Origin of the sequence: Paenibacillus dauci, from assembly GCF_000971985.1 — a bacterium.
GTDB classification, from domain to species: domain Bacteria; phylum Bacillota; class Bacilli; order Paenibacillales; family Paenibacillaceae; genus Saccharibacillus; species Saccharibacillus dauci.
In genome coordinates this window covers 532,824-549,716 of sequence record NZ_KQ040798.1, presented here as the reverse complement: position 1 = coordinate 549,716, position 16,893 = coordinate 532,824, and the positions used below count along the sequence as shown (strand labels likewise).

At 46.4% G+C, this 16,893-nt stretch carries 11 protein-coding genes and 1 pseudogene; 9 read left to right on the top strand and 3 right to left on the bottom strand.

All coding sequences use genetic code 11. The annotated features are described in order from the left end of the window. Positions 1-132: 132 nt before the first annotated feature. From WH46_RS02445 to groL, 6 genes are all read left to right on the top strand, one after another. Positions 133-366: a twin-arginine translocase TatA/TatE family subunit gene (locus tag WH46_RS02445; RefSeq protein ID WP_046225550.1), complete on the top strand. Its 234-nt coding sequence runs from the start codon at positions 133-135 to the stop codon at positions 364-366. Between the two features lie 200 nt (positions 367-566). Beyond that, on the top strand, positions 567-1,322 hold the full coding sequence (gene tatC / locus WH46_RS02440) for a twin-arginine translocase subunit TatC (RefSeq protein ID WP_156172215.1): 756 nt from the start codon (positions 567-569) through the stop codon (positions 1,320-1,322). A gap of 218 nt (positions 1,323-1,540) precedes the next feature. Then, positions 1,541-2,713 (top strand): hypothetical protein, encoded by a 1,173-nt coding sequence (locus WH46_RS02435; protein WP_046225548.1) that lies wholly within the window; start codon positions 1,541-1,543, stop codon positions 2,711-2,713. Beyond that, positions 2,713-8,091 (top strand): diguanylate cyclase, encoded by a 5,379-nt coding sequence (locus WH46_RS02430; RefSeq protein WP_046225547.1) that lies wholly within the window; start codon positions 2,713-2,715, stop codon positions 8,089-8,091. Before WH46_RS02435 ends, WH46_RS02430 begins: the two co-directional genes overlap by 1 nt. Before the next feature lie 262 nt (positions 8,092-8,353). After that, positions 8,354-8,635 carry a co-chaperone GroES gene (gene groES, locus WH46_RS02425; protein WP_017812864.1) on the top strand — a complete coding sequence of 94 codons (282 nt, stop codon included), beginning with the start codon at positions 8,354-8,356 and terminating at the stop codon, positions 8,633-8,635. Positions 8,636-8,795: 160 nt separating this feature from the next. After that, the gene (gene groL, locus WH46_RS02420; protein ID WP_017812865.1) at positions 8,796-10,424 is read left to right on the top strand and encodes a chaperonin GroEL; all 1,629 of its coding nucleotides are present in this window, start codon (positions 8,796-8,798) and stop codon (positions 10,422-10,424) included. A 356-nt stretch (positions 10,425-10,780) separates the two neighbouring features. Here groL and WH46_RS02415 read toward each other — a convergent pair whose 3' ends face one another. Further along, positions 10,781-11,557, bottom strand: a complete 777-nt coding sequence (locus tag WH46_RS02415) for a sporulation protein (RefSeq protein ID WP_046225546.1) — start codon at positions 11,555-11,557, stop codon at positions 10,781-10,783. 251 nt (positions 11,558-11,808) lie between these two features. Here WH46_RS02415 and WH46_RS02410 point away from each other — a divergent pair, with 251 nt between their 5' ends. Together WH46_RS02410 and WH46_RS23970 are read left to right on the top strand one after the other, a co-directional pair. After that, positions 11,809-12,273, top strand: a complete 465-nt coding sequence (locus WH46_RS02410; protein WP_052714085.1) for a NucA/NucB deoxyribonuclease domain-containing protein — start codon at positions 11,809-11,811, stop codon at positions 12,271-12,273. Positions 12,274-12,324: 51 nt separating this feature from the next. Continuing rightward, positions 12,325-12,489 carry a hypothetical protein gene (locus tag WH46_RS23970; RefSeq protein ID WP_017812869.1) on the top strand — a complete coding sequence of 55 codons (165 nt, stop codon included), beginning with the start codon at positions 12,325-12,327 and terminating at the stop codon, positions 12,487-12,489. Positions 12,490-12,666: 177 nt separating this feature from the next. Here the strand turns inward: WH46_RS23970 and WH46_RS24570 are convergent. Beyond that, a pseudogene (locus WH46_RS24570) lies at positions 12,667-14,508 on the bottom strand (glycine betaine ABC transporter substrate-binding protein). Next, entirely contained in the window at positions 14,501-15,703 is a 1,203-nt protein-coding gene (locus WH46_RS02395; protein ID WP_017812872.1) for a quaternary amine ABC transporter ATP-binding protein, read from the bottom strand. Before WH46_RS02395 ends, WH46_RS24570 begins: the two are co-directional and overlap by 8 nt. A 507-nt stretch (positions 15,704-16,210) precedes the next feature. On the opposite strand from WH46_RS02395, the gene WH46_RS02390 reads away from it, so the two are divergent. After that, entirely contained in the window at positions 16,211-16,762 is a 552-nt protein-coding gene (locus WH46_RS02390) for a GbsR/MarR family transcriptional regulator (protein ID WP_017812873.1), read from the top strand. Positions 16,763-16,893 lie beyond the last annotated feature (131 nt).

The following is a 16,893-nucleotide window of genomic DNA, read 5'->3' as shown; positions in this document are numbered from 1 at the left end:
CAATTTTTCGTCATGAGAAATTGTGTTTTTTGTCGTGGTAATGTAATCCAATAATGAATTGAAATGCGTAGCTATGCTATGATAGGAGAACAACAGGCCTGTTCCCGTTGGAGAATGAAGGAGGAGTTCCACATGTTTAGTTCAATTGGTCCTACCGGTTTTATTTTGTTAATCATTCTTGCGCTGATTTTATTTGGCCCCAACAAGCTGCCCGAACTGGGTCGTGCTGTAGGCCGGACGTTCCGTGAATTCAAGGAAGGTACACGCGATATGATGAAGGATGAGGACAAGACAACCAAAGTTCATGCCGATTCGATCCAGAGTGCCGAAGTGGTACCGGAAGTACGCACGGAAGAGAAACGTTAATCTACGCAGTTAAAGCCACATCCTGGCTGAATATAGACGGAGCTGTAAGCCGCTCACCTCTGTACGGAGAATGAAAATCGCTGTATCGGCCATGTTCCGAATCCCTTCCCCGGTGGAAGGGATTTTCTTTTCCAAGTCAATCCGCCTGGATGATCGATCCGAGGTTGACTGGAGATATGGCATTGAATGGAGGAACCCCATTGTTTAATTCCGAAAAAGATATGTCCCTCGTTGATCATCTTACCGAACTCAGGCGGCGGTTGATTATTGTAATTGCTGTGCTGTTTTTGGGTCTGATTGCCGGCCTGCTGGTGGCCCAGCCTGTCTATCAGTACCTGGTTGCCGCAGAGACTGCCCGTCAGCTGGTATTCCATGTATTCTCGTTCTGGGATGGCATTGGTCTTTATATGAAGATCGCTATGGTTGTTGCTATTGCACTGACACTGCCCTGTGCAGTTTATCAATTATGGGCATTTGTCAGTCCGGGGCTGCTGCCGCATGAACGAAGGGCAGCGCGCAAGTATATTCCGTTTGTATTTGTTATGTTTCTGCTGGGTGTGCTGTTTGCCTATTATATAATTTTTCCGATGGCTCTTGCGTTTACCTCTCAGGTAACACGCAGTATGGGACTGGAAGAAACGTATGGTGTAGTGCAGTACTTTACCTTTATGTCGAACATTGTATTTCCTGTAGCGGGATTGTTCGAACTGCCGATTATCGTCATGTTCCTGACAACGATCCGGATTCTGACACCGGCATTACTCTCCAAAATACGCAAGCCGGCTTATTTTGTATTGGTATTTGTAGCAGTTGTTATTACGCCACCAGACTTTATCTCGGATACATTGGTCGCTATTCCATTACTGATATTGTATGAACTAAGCGTCATTTTGGCCAAGGTCGTCTATCGCAGACAGCAGCGCAGAGATGCCGAGCGACTGCTGGAAGAAATCTAATTATAATGACAAGTATTCTGTAAAAGGGGAAGCCTTCCCGTCAGGCGAACCGACTCTGCAGAATACTTTTTTTATTTCCAGAAAAAACACTATCTTTTTTGGCGGCAGCAGATTATAAATAGTAAATACGGGTCAAATGCAACTGTCGAAAAAACAGAAATATTGTTGAAAACAGTACAGAAATACCGTTCATTACAGATAATAAAGGGGTTAGACGGTTGAAGAAAATTGTATTTCTGATTATCACGTTTTTACTGATTTTTATCCTTCCGCTGCTGGGAAGTCTGGCAAAATGGGGCGGGCTGCCACCTGGATATGGTACCTTCCCCGTGCAGGAAGCCGTTCAGGATCCGGGTTTTAACGCCTTGTATTTTGCACTGGCTTGTATAGTGGCATTGTTTATTATGGTGTTTTACCTGTTTCCGCGTGTATTCGGGTTTCGCAAGACTCTGGTCGCAGCCGAAGTTCAGCGTTCCGAAGTGCAGTTTCCTTTCTGGTTCTGGGCCGCGCTGCCGGTTCTGGTAATTTGCTGGTTTATTATGTGGGCGCGCCTGTCGGTGCTTAGTCTGCTTGAGCCTTACACCTTTGTACCGTTATGGTGGTCTTTTATATGCATTCTTGATGGAATCGTATACAAGCGCAACCATGGAGTATCTCTGCTGTCCAAAAAGCCGCAAATTATGCAGCTGCTGGCAGTTGTGTCCTGCTTCAGCTGGTTCGCTTTTGAATATCTGAATTTCTTTGTTATGGAAAATTGGTATTATCCCAATAAAGAGATTTTCTCGGATTTTGGCAATATTTTCTGGTTCTCGCTCTCCTATACAACGGTGCTGCCGGCAATTATTGAATGGTATCTGCTGATGCTGACTATTCCGGCGCTGCGTGATCGTTACAGTAACGGACCGAAGCTTCACCTGAACAAGCCGACACTGATTGTGATGTATATTCTGGGGCTTGGTCTTGCACTGGCCATGGGTTATTTCCCGTTTGAATTATTTTGGGTATTGTGGGTCGCGCTGGTTCCTATGCTGTCTGCAGCCATGGGACTGATTCGGATGTGGACGCCATTTACTCCGATTCGCCAGGGCAACTGGTCCCCAATGCTGCTGATCGGATTGGCTACAGTCTGTAACGGATTTTTTTGGGAGCTGTGGAACTTTGGTAGTGAATGGTTCAATGAGGGCATTCCGCTGAATCCGAATTACTGGAAGTATTCCGTCCCTTATCTGGATAAATTCCATATCTTTTCCCAGATGCCGCTTCTCGGTTATTTTGGTTATTTGTTCTTTGGTGTGAATTGTTGGGTGATCTGGTTAACGGCAGCATATGTGTTCAAATTTAATCCTGATTTTGATTTGGTACAGAGACGGGATAAAGCGAGGGAAATCTAATGAATTGGAAAGATCAAAAATACACAGTGATAGAAGAGATTGCAGACCATGGCAGCAAGGCAATCTATCGGTGCATCGACAATCTTTCCGGCGAACCTGTTATTGCCAAAGTACTCGGCGCGAGATCATCGACGTACGAAGCAATTATGCGTATCAAAAAGGAGTATCAGCTGTTATCGGAGCTGAGTCCTGTTATTCCGGGCATCGTCCGACCGATTCAACTGGAAGAGCGTGGTGGCTACTTTGTGCTATCCATGGAAGACATTAACGGCGAGTCGCTCAAAAGTATTCTTCGGCAGCAGCGTCTGGATGTGCAGACAGTACTGCGACTGGCGATCAAGCTCGTGGATATGATCGGTGCCATTCATGAACGCGAAATTATCCACAAAGATATCAAACCCGCCAATCTGATCTGGAATCGGGAGACCGATCAGCTGCAGCTGATTGATTTTGATCTATCCACCCGCTGGAGTAACGAAAAGTCGGATCAGGCAGTTACTGGTATCATGGAAGGCAGCCTGCCTTATATTTCCCCTGAGCAGACGGGCCGAATCAATCGTCATATTGACTATCGTTCTGACTTTTACTCATTTGGAGTCGTACTGTATGAGATGCTGACAGGCACTCATCCGTATCCTTCCGATTCGGTTATGGATCAGATCTATTCCATTATTGCCAAAAAGCCGGTCTCTCCGGCACAGCAGAGCGAGGGACGTGTTCCGCAAGTACTGTCCAATATCGTAATGAAACTGCTGGAAAAGTCTCCCGAAGACCGCTATCGCAGCGCCTATGGTATTCGTTCCGATTTGAAAAAGTGCCTTTCCTCTGCGTCACGTACCGATTTTGAGATCGGTCTGGAAGATCGTAGTACGATTTTTCATATGCCGCAGAAATTATATGGCCGTGAAGAAGAATTAAATGTGCTGCAGTCAGCTTTTGTCCAGAGCATGGAAGATCGCCTTCAGCTGGCTCTGGTAGCAGGTGAAGCCGGTAGCGGAAAAACTGCGCTGGTCAATGAACTGCAGACGATTGTGTCTTATGAAAAAGGATATTTTGTGCAGGGTAAATTTGAACAATACAACAAAAACATTCCGTATAGTGCAATCATGGATGCTTTTCGAACTTTGCTGGCAGAATGGCTGAATGGACCTGCAGACGAAATGGCCGATATGCAGTATGCACTGAAGAGTCATTTGGGTGCGAATGCCGGTCTGATGACTCGCTGGTTGCCAGAACTGGAGCAGTTAATCGGTGTGCAGCCAAAGCCTGAGCCGCTGCTGCCTGTAGAAGAGAATAACCGTTTTTTCCTGTCTTTTGTCCGATTACTGGAAAGTCTGATTGGTCAACAGCGTCCGCTTGTTCTGTTTCTGGATGATCTGCAGTGGGCGGATTTATCCAGTATTCAGCTGATGTCGCGGCTGCTGGAAAATAAAAATCTCAAACGTATTTTTATTATCGGGTCTTATCGCTACGATGAGATTGGCGCCGGGCATTCATTGTCCGAAGCAATGGAGCGGCTGAATGAACAGCATTTTATTCACCAGCTGCATATCCAGCCACTGTCTGCAGTCCATACCCGCCAGCTTATTGAAGATACCATGGGAATGAGCGCAGAGCAGCTGGACTGGCTGACTCCGGTGATTCATCGGCAGACAGGAGGCAATCCCTTCTTTACCCGTGAAATACTCAAGGATTTGTACAAACAACGTGCGCTTTATTTTGATCAGACAGCAGGAGCCTGGCTGTATGAAGAACCGGTCATTCTGGAACTCACGGCCAGTGAAGACTTGATTGAATATCTGATGGAAAAAATGAAAACATTGCCTGCAGGTGTACGGTTGATTCTCAGTATAGCAGCACTGATCGGTCGCACATTTGATTGGCAGGTACTGCGAATGATTGGTCATTCGGAAAAGGACATGCTGATGCCTGCTCTGCTGCGTGCTGTACAGGAAGAGATCCTGTTACCACTGCATACCAGTACTTCCTTTATTCATGAAGTGGCGATTCCAGCAGAAGAGCTGGATCGTATACAGGTTCAATTTACTTTTCAGCATGACAAGCTGCAGCAGGCCCTGTATCAGATGATCGATCCAAAGCTTCGCCAGCAGCTGCATCTCCAGCTCGGTTGGCTGCTGCTCAGTCAGTGGCCGGAAGACCGGATTCATGAGCATATTATGGAGATTACCGGACATCTTAACAAAGGTATTGTGCTGGTCACTCGCCATTCGGAAAAGGAAAGACTGATTCATTTGAATCTGCAGGCCGCCCGTCGTGCCAAAGAAGCATTCGGTTATGAGACGGCACGCCGTTTTCTGCAGGTAGCGATTAGCCTGATTACCGAAGAACACTGGCAGCACCAATATGAACGGACATGGGATATTTATCTGTTGTACAGCGAATGCTCCTATCTGATTCATCAACCGGATTCGGCAGATCGTGCTTGCAATGTTCTGCTGCATCATGCCAGAACCGGAATGGAGCAAGCTACCATATATGAGATGCAGTCCAATCACTACATGTATCTCGGGCTGATGGGTCGTGCGATTGAAGCGGGCAAAGCTGGTTTGGACAGTCTTGATTTTACTGTTCCGCGTCGTCTCAATATGGCTGTGGTTGCCAAAGAACTGTTGGCCGTCAAGCTGCAGCTACGTGGCAAGAAGCCGGAGCAACTGCTGGAAGACCGGGAAATGACAGATCAACGGATCAAGCTGATTATGAGACTGTTAGTGAGCTTTATTCCGCCAGCCTTTATTTCAGGAGAACAGACCCTGTTCGGCTGGGCTGTACTCAAAAAAACGCAGCTATCGATCCGCCACGGCAATGCCCCGGAGTCGGCAGGCGCCTATATCGGGTATGCCATGCTGTTGTCCGGCATGGGTGATCTTAAAGGGGCCGAGGCGTACGGACGACTCGCAGTAAGTCTGAATGAAAAGTTCGCTGACCTGCAGTGGCGCAGTCTGGTGCATGTGCTATACAGTCTTTTTTGCTACAGTTGGAGTCATGATTGGGAGACGCTGGAAGAACAGTATCGCAGGACCGTAGAGTATAGCTTGCTATCCGGAGATATGCTGTATCTGGCACATGCCTGCTATTATCGCAATCAGTGGAATCCTTCACTGGAGATCGAGACGTATCTGCAAGAGAGCGGGACGATGCTCGAAATGATCGAGAATACCAAATACCGTCCGGCACTCGCTACAGCCAGACTGAATCGTCAAAAATTCCGGGTGTTGTCCGGAGAGATTCCTTTTGGAACCGTCATGGATGACGAGGAGTTCAGCGAACAAGACTATCTGGATGAACTGGGTAGCCTGAAGTATTATTCCGGTATCGGTATTTACTATATATGCAAGATTCAGCTTGCTTTTATGACGGATGAATCGGCGGAAGCACTGACTTATATCCAGCAGGCGGATCAGGTGATTAGTACACTGGCCGGTTCGACTTTTATGGAAGAGTACTCGTTTTATACGTTTATGGCGCTGGCTTCCTGTTATCCCGAGCTTGGTCGCAAAGAGCAGCGCAACGCCCGCATACGTATGAGCAAGCAGTATCGTAAAATGAAAAAATGGGCAGCTCATCATCCGCATAACTTTACCACACAGCAGTATCTGATGCAGGCGGAGTGGTTGCGGATTCACGGCAAATACAGTGAAGCGGAGAATTACTACTACCTGGCGCTGCAGGATAGCGAACAAGGTAACTTTACCCGCTACAAAGCAATTGCCAGCGAGCAGATCGCGCGATTTTATCTGGAGCGGGGACGTCCGGAGCTGGGTGGTTACTATTTCAAACAGGCATCTTACTACTATTCGGTCTGGGGTGCACGGGGCAAAGTACAGCAGTTACAGGAGAATTATCAGGATCTGATGGGTCATATCCAGTGGGTACCGCTGAACGGTGACCAGACGATGAGTATATCCACCGAGAATATTGATATTCATCTGCTGCTTCAGGCTTCCCAGGCAATCTCGCGTGAGATTGAACTGGATCAGCTGCTGCATAACATGATGAATATTGTGCTGGTGAATGCAGGAGCACAGCGAGGATGCATTATGATCAAGTCCGGTCCAAGCCTGTGGGCAGAAGGGGAATACAGCGATATTGACCACCAGATCAATATACGTATACATGAAGACCAACAGCGCAGAGCATTGCAATTCCCGTGGATGACAATGGACGAAGTAGCCCGCAGCCGCGAGACTCTGATGTATACCGATGCCAGCTCGGTGAATCGTCTGTCGGATATTCGCTATATGACAGAACAGCAGCCGCGTTCGGTACTCTGTATGCCGCTGCTGAATCAGGACAAGCTGATTGCTGTCATCTATCTGGAGAATAATCTAATTACCGGTGCATTTACCAGAGAGCGTCTTGGCATGATTAATCTGCTGTCACGGGATATGGTCTATGCGATTGAAAATGCCAGTTTGTACAGCAATCTGGAGCATCTGGTCAATCAGCGTACTCGTGAGCTCGCCGTCAAAAATGAACAGCTAAGTAAATACTTTAATATTGTCGACAAGAATGTGATTATCGTAAATACGGATTTGTACGGCAATGTGATGATGGCCAGTGAAGAATTCTGTCTACTCACCGGTTACACCCAGGAAGAAGTCGCCAGTCGTCCGCACCGTTTTTTCCGGCCGATGGATCATCATGGCCGCTCGATCGCTCCCTTTGTAATCGACAAGGAGGAGACGTGGAACGGGGAACTGATTTACTTCCGCAAAGATCAGAATATGCTCTGGCTTAATATGACCGTTGAACCGGCATGGGAGGAAGATCATCTGCAAGGATATATGTTCATTGGACACAATATTACAGACAAAAAGCAGATCGAGCGCATCTCCATTACAGATGAACTGACAGGACTCTATAACCGTCGCTATTTCAATGAGCGTATTTTGTACAAACTGGAGAATGCGGTGTTGCAGCAGGCCAGTCTGACCTTTATGCTGCTGGATATTGACCATTACAAGAAATACAATGACCGGTATGGTCATTATGAAGGCGATAATGTGCTGCGCCGAATCGGTGCCACTCTGCTGGAAGAGACGAGCAAAGCAGGCGCAGTTGCGTTCCGTCTTGGCGGAGAAGAGTTCGCGATTCTGTCTATCGGCATGGGCAAAGAACGTACAGCAGAGATTGCAGAGAACATTCGGCAGAGTATCGAAGATCTGCATATTCCACACGATCAGAATGATGCAGCTCCATATGTGACCGTCTCGGTAGGAGTTGGATTTGTCGAGCAGGTCAATCACCATTTGACTGAGGAAGCGATCTACAGACTGGCAGACGCCGCACTTTATCGCTCCAAGGCCAGTAATCGTAATTGTGTGACCATCCATACGCTAACAGATGTTCATGACTAATCCCTCTACGCAATAATGTACTACAGCCAGAGAAACAGCCTCTCCCGACCGGAAAAAAGCATCTGGAATGCCGGTTGAGGGGAGGTTGTTTTTTTGTTTTGGAATGGAAACTACAGGATTTTATAGAAAGGGACTTGAAATCATCGCTCAAGTTGAGTATCATAAAGTTGGCTGTTAGCACTAGACGTGGTCGAGTGCTAACACATGGGTAGACTGCTACCTGCAAGATGATTCCATTTAAACTTTAAGGAGGCTATTTTTCATGATCAAACCTTTAGGTGAACGTGTATTGGTAGAAGCGAGCCAACAAGAGGAGACGACTTCATTCGGAATCGTGCTTCCAGACTCTGCCAAGGAAAAGCCGCAGGAAGGCACTATTATCGCTGTAGGCAGCGGACTGCTGAAAGATGGAGTTCGTGTTCCTTTGGAAGTTAAAGAAGGCGACCGTGTTCTGTTCTCCAAATATGCCGGTACAGAAATCAAATATGAAGGCAAAGAATATTTGATTATGAAAGAAAGCGATATTCACGCGATTCTGGGTTAATCTTCGGATATCCGGGAAATTTACTTAGCTTCATCCACAGAGGGTGCATCATCGGCGCCAGGCGCTGGATGGGCACTGCATTCCAATACATTTATGATTTTTGCCAAGCAAAATCTTAACCTTATATGAATTCCTATAATACTGAGGAGGTACTTTTCAAATGGCTAAAGATATCAAATTCAGTGAAGACGCTCGCCGCGCAATGCTTCGTGGTGTAGACGCTCTGGCAGACGCAGTAAAAGTAACACTTGGACCAAAAGGACGTAACGTTGTTCTGGAGAAAAAATTCGGCAGCCCGCTGATCACCAACGATGGTGTAACAATCGCCAAAGAAATCGAACTGGAAGATGCATTCGAGAACATGGGTGCACAGCTGGTTAAAGAAGTAGCTACCAAAACCAACGATGTTGCCGGTGACGGTACAACAACTGCAACTGTTCTGGCTCAAGCCATGATCCGTGAAGGTCTGAAAAACGTAACTGCAGGCGCTAACCCTATGGTTATCCGCAAAGGTATCGACAAAGCGGTTCGTGCAGCGGTTGAAGAACTGCAAAGCATCTCCCGTCATGTTGAAGACAAACAATCCATCGCACAGGTTGCAGCAATCTCCGCAGCTGACGATGAAGTAGGTCAACTGATCGCAGAAGCTATGGAAAAAGTGGGCAACGATGGTGTTATCACTGTTGAAGAATCCCGTGGATTCGCGACTGAACTGGAAGTTGTAGAAGGTATGCAGTTCGACCGCGGTTACATCTCTCCATACATGATCACAGATACAGATAAAATGGAAGCTGTCCTGGACAACCCATACATTCTGATCACTGACAAGAAAATCAGCAGCACTCAGGAAATCCTGCCACTGCTGGAGAAAGTTGTACAACAAAGCAAACCACTGGTACTGATCGCTGAAGATATCGAAGGCGAAGCACTGGCTATGCTGGTTGTCAACAAACTGCGCGGTACATTCAATGCAGTAGCTGTTAAAGCTCCTGGATTCGGTGACCGTCGTAAAGCAATGCTGCAAGATATCGCTGCACTGACTGGTGGACAAGTAATCACAGAAGAACTGGGTCTGGATCTGAAATCCGCTTCTGTTGACCAACTGGGTACTGCACGTCAAGTACGCGTAACCAAAGAAAACACAATTGTAGTAGATGGCGCTGGTGCAAAAGAAGATATCGATGCACGTATCAGCCAAATCCGCTCGCAGCTGGAAGAAACAACTTCCGAGTTCGACAAAGAAAAACTGCAAGAGCGTCTGGCGAAACTGTCCGGCGGTGTAGCAGTAATCAAAGTCGGTGCTGCAACTGAAACCGAACTGAAAGAGCGCAAACTGCGCATCGAAGACGCCCTGAACGCAACTCGCGCTGCGGTTGAAGAAGGTATCGTATCCGGTGGTGGTACTGCACTCGTGAACGTATATAACGCTGTATCTGCAGTTAATGCAGAAGGCGACGAGAAAACAGGCGTTAACATCGTTCTGCGCGCTCTGGAAGAGCCAATCCGTACAATCGCAGCTAATGCTGGTCAAGAAGGATCGGTTATCGTTGAGCGTCTGAAAAAAGAAGAAGTAGGCATTGGTTACAACGCCGCTACTGGCGAATGGGTGAACATGTTCGAAGCAGGTATCGTTGACCCTGCCAAAGTAACACGTTCCGCACTGCAACACGCAGCATCTGTAGCAGCAATGTTCCTGACTACTGAAGCAGTTATCGCTGACAAACCAGAACCAGCATCTCCAGCAGGTCCAGACATGGGCGGCATGGGTGGAATGGGCGGCATGATGTAATAAGGCGCTTAGCCTTGCATTATGCGACTGGCCGAGTTGATCGTTATCGGTAAGATACAAGATTGGCCAAGCCACCATAGCTGTAAATAATAGAAAGCCGTTCCTTAATCATTCGATTGAGGGACGGCTTTTTTGTTAGACTGGTTTGATTATGAAGAACGTTAGAATACCAGTTATCCATTATAATGTAGCTGATATGTCGTCGTTAGCCGGAATATTTGTTTTCCGTTATCGGATAATGATAAATCTCGCTACCTTTCTCGTACGGAGAACAAAATGGATGGATACAGTCATTTTAAACTGTACCCACCCATTTATTAACTATTCTCAGTAATACAATTGGGGAAGATCATTATTTACCGACTCTGTTGATCAATCAACCGCTCTAACTGCTGGGCTACATAATCGGCTCCACGGTTCAGATCCGATGGTGTCAGATCCAGCCATGCGCGGCGCTCGTCCATATCGAATGCATTGGCGAGGAATCCACCCAGTCCGCGGCCGCGGCGATCGACTTCGACCAGGATCTGTAGGCCATTGCTTGTAAGGGACATCATCAGTTCCAGCTCGGTAATCCGGCCGTGGAACCTTGCTCCCGGATAGAATTCGATCTCCTGTACATAAGGGACGCCAAACGGCGAACGGGAAGCATACTCTACCGTCGATGCCTTGAACTGGAAGCCCAGACGTTCTGCCGCCTCGAGTACTGTATCCATATACGGATGTGGTCGTACCACGATATAATCCTGATCGGTCGGGTCGACACTCATCTCGATATCCAATCCGGTATGCAGCCATATTTTCTGATTGCTCAGGGTCAGTGGAGTCTGGGATGGCAGTGTAAAGCCGAATGGAATTTCCAGCTTCTGACCGCTTCTGACCTGTGTTTTCTCGGATACACGATATTTGGCGATGGTATAATCTACATAATGCTTTTTGTCATCCTGTTCACGGATATACTGGGTCATGACTTCGATATAGATATTGCCAACGTCCTGATCGACGTTACCACCCTGTACATAGACAATTCCGCGAACTTCACTATTTGGATAATACTCGTTCTGGTCGAGAACGGTATCGATTTTGGCAGCTCCTACCCCTATACGAGCCAGCATTTTGTTAAAGAATGACATAGACATTTCTCCTTTGAAAGTAAAATAGAGCCACATACCTGCGAGTATACGGACGAAGTGAATAGAATGCTATAAGAATGGTTAGTCGTTGCACTTCTATGTAGCTTATGACATTATACGCAGACCTGCTGGATCGGGTTTCTTATGTTTACTTATTATTTTAAGCTATATCACAAAGAAACATATGTTCCTCTCTGCTACAGATAACGATATAATAGAAGAGAATCAATCAACAGGAGGAATACACATCTATGTCACCCAAGCGAATAGGAGCTGTCGTCGGCGCACTGGCCGTTGTTGTAGCGATCTATCTATTTACCGGCAAAGTCGATCTGGGTGCACTCACGGGTGCGCTGAACTCGTCATCCGGATCAGTCGGTCATAGTCAGCAGGCAGACTATACACTGGTCTTTCCCAAAAATCGTTATCCCAAAACAGGCGATCATATCCAGGATGCCATAGCTGCCGGAGAATCGGCAGTATGTACCATTGATCGCAAAGGCGCCAAGGAAAACCGCAAGCAATCGCTTAAGGGAGTAGAGACCCGCAAAGGCTATGATCGGGATGAGTGGCCGATGGCCATGTGCAAGGAAGGTGGTACAGGTGCCGATATACGATATGTCACACCTTCGGATAATCGGGGCGCCGGTTCATGGATTAGTAACCAATTAGACAATTATCCAGATGGCACAAGGGTATTAATTGAGGTAAAATGACTAATAGTGGGTAAAAATTAAGTAATGAAAATTTGCGGAGGAGGAATGGACATGGAAACTGGAATGACGGCGCTTTTGCCTTTATTTATGGAATTCAACGCACATACACCTTATATTCTGCTGTACGGTGTTATGATCCTGGTAGCATGTATCTTGTTCGGGCTTTGGATCAGACAGCTCACCAAGCATCAGGACGACTCAGATAGCGGAATGTAAGCTGACTGGGCAGGTATGAATGTGAATATATCACTGTAGTATCTGCCTGTGTAGATTGCATCTTCGATTCAAAAAAGACGCATTTCCTGTAATTTAGGAAATGCGTCTTTTGCTTTATTTATATGGGCATTCACTTCGTTTATAAACGGTATAAGGAAGGAACATGCAGTAATACAATTACTGTGGCTGATCCACCATATCTTCAATCGAGCTTACATTCATATATTTGGGAACGACCAGACCAACTTTGACACCTTTCATGTTGGGACCCAGATCGTCCAGTTTGGCTTTATACTTTTCCCAGTAATCAGCATGGGTCAGTGGAAGCCAAGCGGCCAGAGTCGCATCGGCATCACCATTCGCTACACCGGTAAACATTGGGCCAGCTTCGACCTGCAGAGCTGTAACTTTATAACCCAGTTTGTTTTCCAGAATGTATTTGACCAGGTTGGTACTGGCAATCTCGGAATCCCATGCTACATAGCTCAGGGTCAGTGATTTGCCACTGGATTTTTGAAGACCTTTGGTCCATTCGTTCACACGGTCCGGATGGGCTTCTGCCCATGCTTTGGCTGCCTGTGCAGGGTCCTGACCGTCCTGAATAGCTACCATAATTTCGCCCATTTCATCCGATGTCCAGGAGAAACGATCCAGGAACTGATAGGCGGTTGGGTCATCCTGCTTCAGGTTTTTGCGAGCGATGGTATGAATTTCTTCGGCATCTCCAAATGATTTTTTGGGATCATCCAGATATTTCAGATCATATTTGCTGAACATCCAGTGCGGGGTCCAGCCAGTAATAATAATTGGTTCTTCGTTACGAATTGCTTTGGCAAGTGTAGCAGTCATAGCAGCGCTGGAACCTTCGACCAGTGTCCAGTCGCTCAGACCATAATCCTCCATCGCTTTACGGGTACCTTTCATAATACCAGCACCGGCATCAATACCGATAATCTGATGATTGACCTGAGCTCCGACAGGATCAGAGCTTGTAGCGGCTTCACCGCTGCCCGGGAAACTCGGGAATGGCTGGCGCTCCGGATTACAGGCGGAGATAATTAGGATCAGTACGATACAGCCGGATAACAGCCAGTTTCTATACTTTTTCATAGTACATTATCGCTCCTTTACGTAGGAATATTATAGTTAAGGAAAATGGACAAAAGAGAAGCGGCTGAATTAAGCCGCTTTTTTACTGCGTTTGCCATTGAACAGGCTTTGGGACAGTCGATCCAGTACAATCGCGAGAACAACGACAGCCAGACCGGCTTCGAAGCCTTCACCAATTTTGAGCTGACCAACAGCACGATATACGACAGCGCCGATACCTTGCGCACCGATCATGGATGCGATAACGACCATCGACAGAGACAGCATGATGGTCTGGTTGATACCAGCCATAACAGATGGCAGTGCGAGTGGCAGTTGTACTTTGAACAAACGTTGTCCACCCGTAGAACCAAAGGCATCAGCGGCTTCGATCAGTTCGCCGGATACCTGGGTAATCCCCAGATGGGTCATACGAATCGTTGGCGGAATTGCGAAAATAACAGAAGCGACTACGCCGGGAACAACACCCAGGCTGAAGAAAGTAACCGCTGGCAGCAGATAGACAAATGCAGGCATCGTCTGCATAAAGTCGAGAACCGGTGTAATGATGCGAGCAGCAATTTTACTCGATGCGCACCAGATACCGAGCGGTACTCCGATGATAATGGAAATCAGGGCAGCAGTTACGACGAGACCAAGCGTATTCATCGTCTCTGTCCAGTAGCCCAGATTATAGATCAGCAGGAATCCGATTGCCGAGAAAAAGGCCATCGTCCACCGTCCGGCCATATAACCGAGCAGGGCAATAATGATAACGAACAAAAATGGATGTGGCAGCATGAACAACCAGGTGAAGATGTCTACCACATACGTAATAAGATTGGATAATCCTTTGAAAAAGGACGCCCAGTGGATACTGAGCCACTCTACAATTACATCTACCCAATGGGCAATAGGAATCTTAGGCATTTAAAGCAACCTCCTCGTTCTCTACTCCGCCAGCCAGTGCACCGAGCAGGGCACCCCGTACAATAACGCCTGTCAGACGTTCGCGTTCATCGACAACCGCAACAGGCAGCTTGGCAGTACTTACCAGTTCAAACAAGTCATTTAGCATTCGCTCTGGTGCTACATATGGAACGTCCTTGATCAGGATATCGTCCAGTTTTTGCTGTTGACGTACCGCTGTAGCTGCATCCTCGGCTGTAATAATGCCAAGCAGCTTTTTGGAGCGGTCGATGACAAACAGATTGGAAATACCGCGTTCACGCATCAATTCGAGTGCTACACGAGGACCACGGTCCAGTGTAATGGTCTCTGGTCTGCGCATTACATGGGCAGCTGTCAGTACTTTGGAAAGATCCACGTCTTCGACGAAGCGTTCCACATAGGAGTTGGCCGGCTGGATCATAATTTCTTCCGGTGTGCCAATCTGTACAACGGCGCCGTCTTTCATCAGGGCGATCCGGTCACCAATGCGAAGAGCTTCGTCCAAATCGTGTGTGATGAAAATAATCGTTTTTTTCATTTTATCCTGCAGTTCCAGCAGTTCATCCTGCATATCACGGCGGATCAGTGGATCAAGTGCGCTGAATGCTTCATCCATCAGCAGTACTTCAGGATCATTGGCGAGTGCGCGGGCCAGACCGACACGCTGCTGCATACCACCACTGAGTTCATCCGGCATTTTATCGCCCCAGCCTTTGAGACCAACGAGTTCGAGAGAAGTGATTGCTTTTTCTCTGCGCTGAGCTTTGGCTACTTTTTGAATTTCCAGACCGTATTCTACATTTTCCAGAACCGTACGGTGCGGGAAGAGTGCGAATTTCTGGAATACCATACTGATCGTTTTGCGGCGTGCATTCCGCAGTTGTTCTTTGTTCATTTTGCGAAGATCTTTACCATGTACCAGAATCTCTCCGGAAGTTGGCTCGATCAGACGGTTAAACATACGTACGAGTGTGGACTTACCACTACCGGACAATCCCATGATAACGAAAATCTCGCCCTGATTGATTTCCATATTCACACGGTTAACACCGACAGTGATTTGTTTTTCCTTTGCCATCTTCTCTTTGGTCCATCCCTGCTCCAGCAGCTTCACGCCCTGCTCTGCATTTGGGCCAAACAGTTTGCTTACATTTTTGATTTCCAAAATAGACATGCATTGTCACCCCTTATATATAGTAGAAACACGTACAATAATCCTGCGATAGTGCTGATCACTCATCAGTAAATTTACGATTTTCAACACGGGCTGCTAACCGAATATTCTTTGTCGTTCAGGTAGGTGAGTAAAGCTAAAATCAAACGAAGGAATACTTGCGAAGCGAGTTAGCTAGATCATATCACCAAATCTATTACCCAAATTTTAAATAATGAATACTTGAAAGTAATAAATATTTTTCAGTAACAAAGAATATTTTCATGATTTGCAACGCAACGTGATTAATTGTAGCAAATATTATTTTGCAAATCAACCGTAAAATCCGTATAATAAGTTTGTACAGAAAAAACTGTACGATATTTATAGATAAAATACTGCGATATACTGGATAATACTCGCAAATGCTCTGCTTTACTTTTTATAATAATTTTTTTAAAATGGTGAAAGTCAATTATTACAGATCGTATAGTACAAACTGTATAGATAGAATGGGAGTGTGCAAGCATGGGCTTGGACCAATTGGATGAGTTACAGCAGGAGACAGTGGAGAAAGTCAGGAAGCGTGTTATTGAAGTGATCGGACGTAATATGGATCTTTATGGCGTTTCCCTGTCTACAGGCCATCTGTATGGCTTGCTTTTTTTCGCAGACCGGCCGATGACACTGGATGAGATGGGACGCGAAATGGCAATGAGCAAGACCAGTATGAGTACGGGAGTACGCAACTTGCTGGATCTGCGCATGGTCAACAAAGTGTGGGAAAAAGGATCACGCAAAGATTTATATGAAGTAGAATATGACTGGTATCAGACATTTACGGACTTTTTTGCTATTAAATGGCGGAAAGCAGTAGAGAGTAATATTCTTGTATTTCGCAAGTCGGTCAAAGAAATTGATCGTCTGATTGTAGATATGGAAGATACACCAGCCCGCAACATATTGCTGAAAGACAAAGAAAAAATGCAGGAAGCTATCCGGTATTATCTATGGCTCGATCGTCTGATTGATACGATGGAAGATGGAACTATTTTTGATCTGGTTCCAAGGGAAGAATAGCTAACAACAATATAAAACCTAATAAATAGTATATTTATACAAGCATTTCAGTTCCTTAAAAGTGAGCAGAAATGCTTTTTTTGTATTTATTTATAAAAAATGTCCTTATCTGATGCGCAGTTTGATAAAAA

Bases quoted from the DNA above. Each gene is read 5' to 3' on its own strand.
- WH46_RS23970 (WP_017812869.1), top strand. From the start codon at position 12,325: ATGGAAACTGGAATGACGGCGCTTTTGCCTTTATTTATGGAATTCAAC.
- WH46_RS02395 (WP_017812872.1), bottom strand. From the start codon at position 15,703: ATGTCTATTTTGGAAATCAAAAATGTAAGCAAACTGTTTGGCCCAAAT.
- WH46_RS02430 (WP_046225547.1), top strand. From the start codon at position 2,713: ATGAATTGGAAAGATCAAAAATACACAGTGATAGAAGAGATTGCAGAC.
- WH46_RS02415 (WP_046225546.1), bottom strand. From the start codon at position 11,557: ATGTCATTCTTTAACAAAATGCTGGCTCGTATAGGGGTAGGAGCTGCC.
- WH46_RS02445 (WP_046225550.1), top strand. From the start codon at position 133: ATGTTTAGTTCAATTGGTCCTACCGGTTTTATTTTGTTAATCATTCTT.
- groL (WP_017812865.1), top strand. From the start codon at position 8,796: ATGGCTAAAGATATCAAATTCAGTGAAGACGCTCGCCGCGCAATGCTT.
- groES (WP_017812864.1), top strand. From the start codon at position 8,354: ATGATCAAACCTTTAGGTGAACGTGTATTGGTAGAAGCGAGCCAACAA.
- WH46_RS02410 (WP_052714085.1), top strand. From the start codon at position 11,809: ATGTCACCCAAGCGAATAGGAGCTGTCGTCGGCGCACTGGCCGTTGTT.
- WH46_RS02390 (WP_017812873.1), top strand. From the start codon at position 16,211: ATGGGCTTGGACCAATTGGATGAGTTACAGCAGGAGACAGTGGAGAAA.